The 3159-nt window shown below is 36.1% G+C and carries 2 protein-coding genes and 1 pseudogene; 1 reads left to right on the plus strand and 2 read right to left on the minus strand.

Features of this window, described 5'->3' with window-relative positions; genetic code table 11:
* Positions 1–145: 145 nt before the first annotated feature.
* Positions 146–796, minus strand: a pseudogene (locus AACV33_RS00745) (substrate-binding domain-containing protein); the annotation flags it as partial.
* A 55-nt stretch (positions 797–851) separates the two neighbouring features.
* Positions 852–1649 (minus strand): helix-turn-helix domain-containing protein, encoded by a 798-nt coding sequence (locus tag AACV33_RS00750; RefSeq protein ID WP_017023203.1) that lies wholly within the window; start codon positions 1647–1649, stop codon positions 852–854.
* 129 nt (positions 1650–1778) lie between these two features.
* Here AACV33_RS00750 and AACV33_RS00755 point away from each other — a divergent pair.
* Positions 1779–3159 (plus strand): SgrR family transcriptional regulator (locus AACV33_RS00755; protein WP_182700659.1); only part of this gene is annotated, 1381 nt, incomplete at its 3' end.

Here is a 3159-nt window from a genome sequence, read left to right on the forward strand (position 1 = left end):
AGTGCGATTTCAATATCACGGCTTGAGTTTTCAGCTAAACCTTCTACTTTAAGCGTGGTGCTTTGCAGTGTTTCGCCTTCAGCACGGATCTCTGCGGTAATGGTGTAGTCATCAAGATTTGAGAAGGTAAAACACCATCAATCTTAACGATATTAAGCTGGGCAAGATCGCCAATAGAACCGGCAGAAACGTAACCAATGGCATGGGGGTTACGTGATACGATGCTTTTTACCATGCTTGTGCTGTTAACAACAATAACATGGTCACTAATATCAGATACCGTAAATGAATTCACTTCTTGTGTTAGACCTAAATGGTTTTCAAAAGAAAAACGAGAACCAGATGCTATTTCTCTAGTAATCACGGCAATTTTCTTATCCTCACCTCCTAATTCTTTCCAATTAGTAATATCACCATGATAAATTTTCCAAATGTTGTCTGCAGAAAGTGTTGTAATTGGATTATCAGGATGAACGACGATAGCGATAGCATCATAAGCGATTATTTTTGAGGACAGTGTACTTTTCTCTGTACTTGATAACTGTCGAGAACTAATAGCAAGATCTACAGTATTGTTTACTAACATATTAATACCAGCACTAGAGCCGATACTTTGAAGATCTATCTCATGAGATGACGTTTGATTGTATTGCTCAATAAAAGGTTCAAGTAAGGTAGAGACAGAAGTAGAACCTGCAATTGTGGTATTCGTATTGGCGGCAAATGAACTTGAGCTAAGAAGTATACCTGCCACAAGTGAGGTGTAAGAGAGCGCTTTCAACATATTTTTATCCATTTAGAAAAAAGAGCATAATAAAACGACAGTGTTACACCATTGTGACAAAAAAGAGTTAAGCTTGTATTTGTTCTCTGAACTCTTTAGGGGTAGAACCATTAACTGCCTTAAAAGTAGTACTGAAATGAGCGGCGGTTTTAAATCCTGTTTCGTAAGCAATTTCTGTGATCGTTTTCTTTGTCACCCTAAGCTGAGTTGCCGCATAATTAATTCGTTTTACTTTGACTAGATTGGCAAAAGACAATTTATCGGATTGTAGTTTTCTTTTTAATGTTGATGCCGACATACCTAATTTAGGAGCTACTGCATCAATGGTTAAATCTGAAGCGATATTTTGTTCGACATAACGGATTAGCTGTTGAGATATGGTTAAAACAGAAATTCGGTGTATGAAATCTAACAGCTCTTGATGTTGGTTGACCATTTCGCTTAAGACTGCCAACGTCATAAATTCAATCGTTTCAGGAGAGGGTTGCCCTTCGAGTTGTTCTCTTAATAAAGAAAGCAGTTTAACAATAAAGGTATTTTCTTGTGTGAAGATGAAGGACTCACGAGTGGAGCGAAAATGGTCGTCAGTATTAATATAACTAATAAATTTTTGGAAAACAGACACATCAATAACAAGAGACTCTGCCTGGAAATTCCCCGATGATGTTGAAAGGTCAATTTTGGATATATCACCAGAGCTGTATAATAAGAAATCGCCACTTTTTAAAATGATAGATTCACCAACTTTATCTTGATAGGTGAGTTCTCCAGATTTAATCATAAAAATGCCATTACGAACAACTGGATAACGATCTGATTTTCGTCTCGTTTGAGAATTGAATTCATGTAATTGAACTGGAACCATCTTGAATTTCCTCTTATATGCTCGATATTTAGTGTAAACTTACTTATTGAAAAATCAAGATTATTAGCCATCAGTATCGATAATTGATTGAATTATCGTGATTAAGTCTACATTAACAATCGGTGTATTATGAGCAGTCCTCGTTTACGGAAGCAATTTGATAAATTATACGATCGCTATATTAATAATACGTCTGGTACACAGATTGATGAGATAGCTGATTTGCTTTGCTGTACGCGACGTAATACCCGTATGGTATTAAATAAAATGAGTGACGAAGGTTGGATCTCATGGACTCCAGCGGTTGGACGAGGAAAAAGTTCAGCATTAGCGTTCTTTTCTTCTCCTGAATCAGTAAATTATGGGCTTGCGAAGAGATACATTAATGAAGGTAAGCTAGATGTTGCTCTTGATATTTTAGAAGGCAATCAAGATGTATTGCTTGAATTGATCCATGGTGCTTTAGGGGTTTCTCATGAGAAAGGAAAGCAAGTTGTTAAGCTTCCTTATTATCGTCAGTTACAAACCTTAATGCCATCTCTTGCAATTCGTCGTTCAGAGCAGCATTTAATGCAGCAACTATTTAATGGATTAACTCAATTAAATAAACGTGGTGATATTGAGGGTGATATTGCCCATCATTGGGATATGTTAACACCAACACATTGGCGATTTTTCTTAAGACCAAGTATTGCTTTTCATGATGGAAAACCATTAACGTTTCAGGATATTAAAGACACATTTTTCGCATTGTCGTCTAATTTCGTGTTTAGTCACATACAAGAGGTTACGAATCCAAATCTTAATGTGGTTGATTTCATTCTGACGACTGATGATTATTACTTTGATAGTAAATTAACTCAGTTTAATGCGAAAATAATTCCAAATACGGCTCATGAATCAATCACCTATGCTCGTTCTCCTATTGGAACCGGGCCATACAAGGTCAGTGAAAATTCAGACAAAAAACTTACGTTAATTGCAAATGAGCATTACTTTGGTTATAGACCATTGATTGATTCTGTTGAAGTATGGACGTTACCTAATATAGCACCTATTCAATTAAAATTAGGCTTTGAAGTTTATGAAGGGGATCACTCTGTTAGTTATGGTGAACAAGTAGATGCAGATAGAGGGTGTACTTATCTATTATTAAATCGTCAGTCAGGATTGGCTGCTGATTCGGATTGGAAAGAATACTTATCGCAAACCATTACGCCGTTACTATTATTAAATGAATTACAAAATGCGAATATGAATGGCATTGGATTATTTAACGCTTACGGGTTATTACCTGGGTTACAGCATTGTTTGAATAGAAAGAAAATTGCTTTTATTCAACCAGAGAAAGGAAGCATCGTCAGATTAGGGTATGAAACAGAACATCCTCTCTATCCTTTACTTGGGGCGATTATTAAAAGACGTCTTGCATTAGACGGTATCAAACTCGTTATAAAAGAGTTTGATACGATGGAATTATTAGATTCCGAATGTACAGCACACATTGATA

It is taken from the genome of Aliivibrio sp. SR45-2 (genome assembly GCF_963890165.1).
In the GTDB taxonomy this organism is placed as follows: Bacteria; Pseudomonadota; Gammaproteobacteria; order Enterobacterales; family Vibrionaceae; genus Aliivibrio; species Aliivibrio salmonicida.

What these genes read in the sequence shown, in the direction of transcription:
- AACV33_RS00750 (WP_017023203.1), bottom strand. Translation starts at nt 1,649, where the DNA reads ATGGTTCCAGTTCAATTACATGAATTCAATTCTCAAACGAGACGAAAA.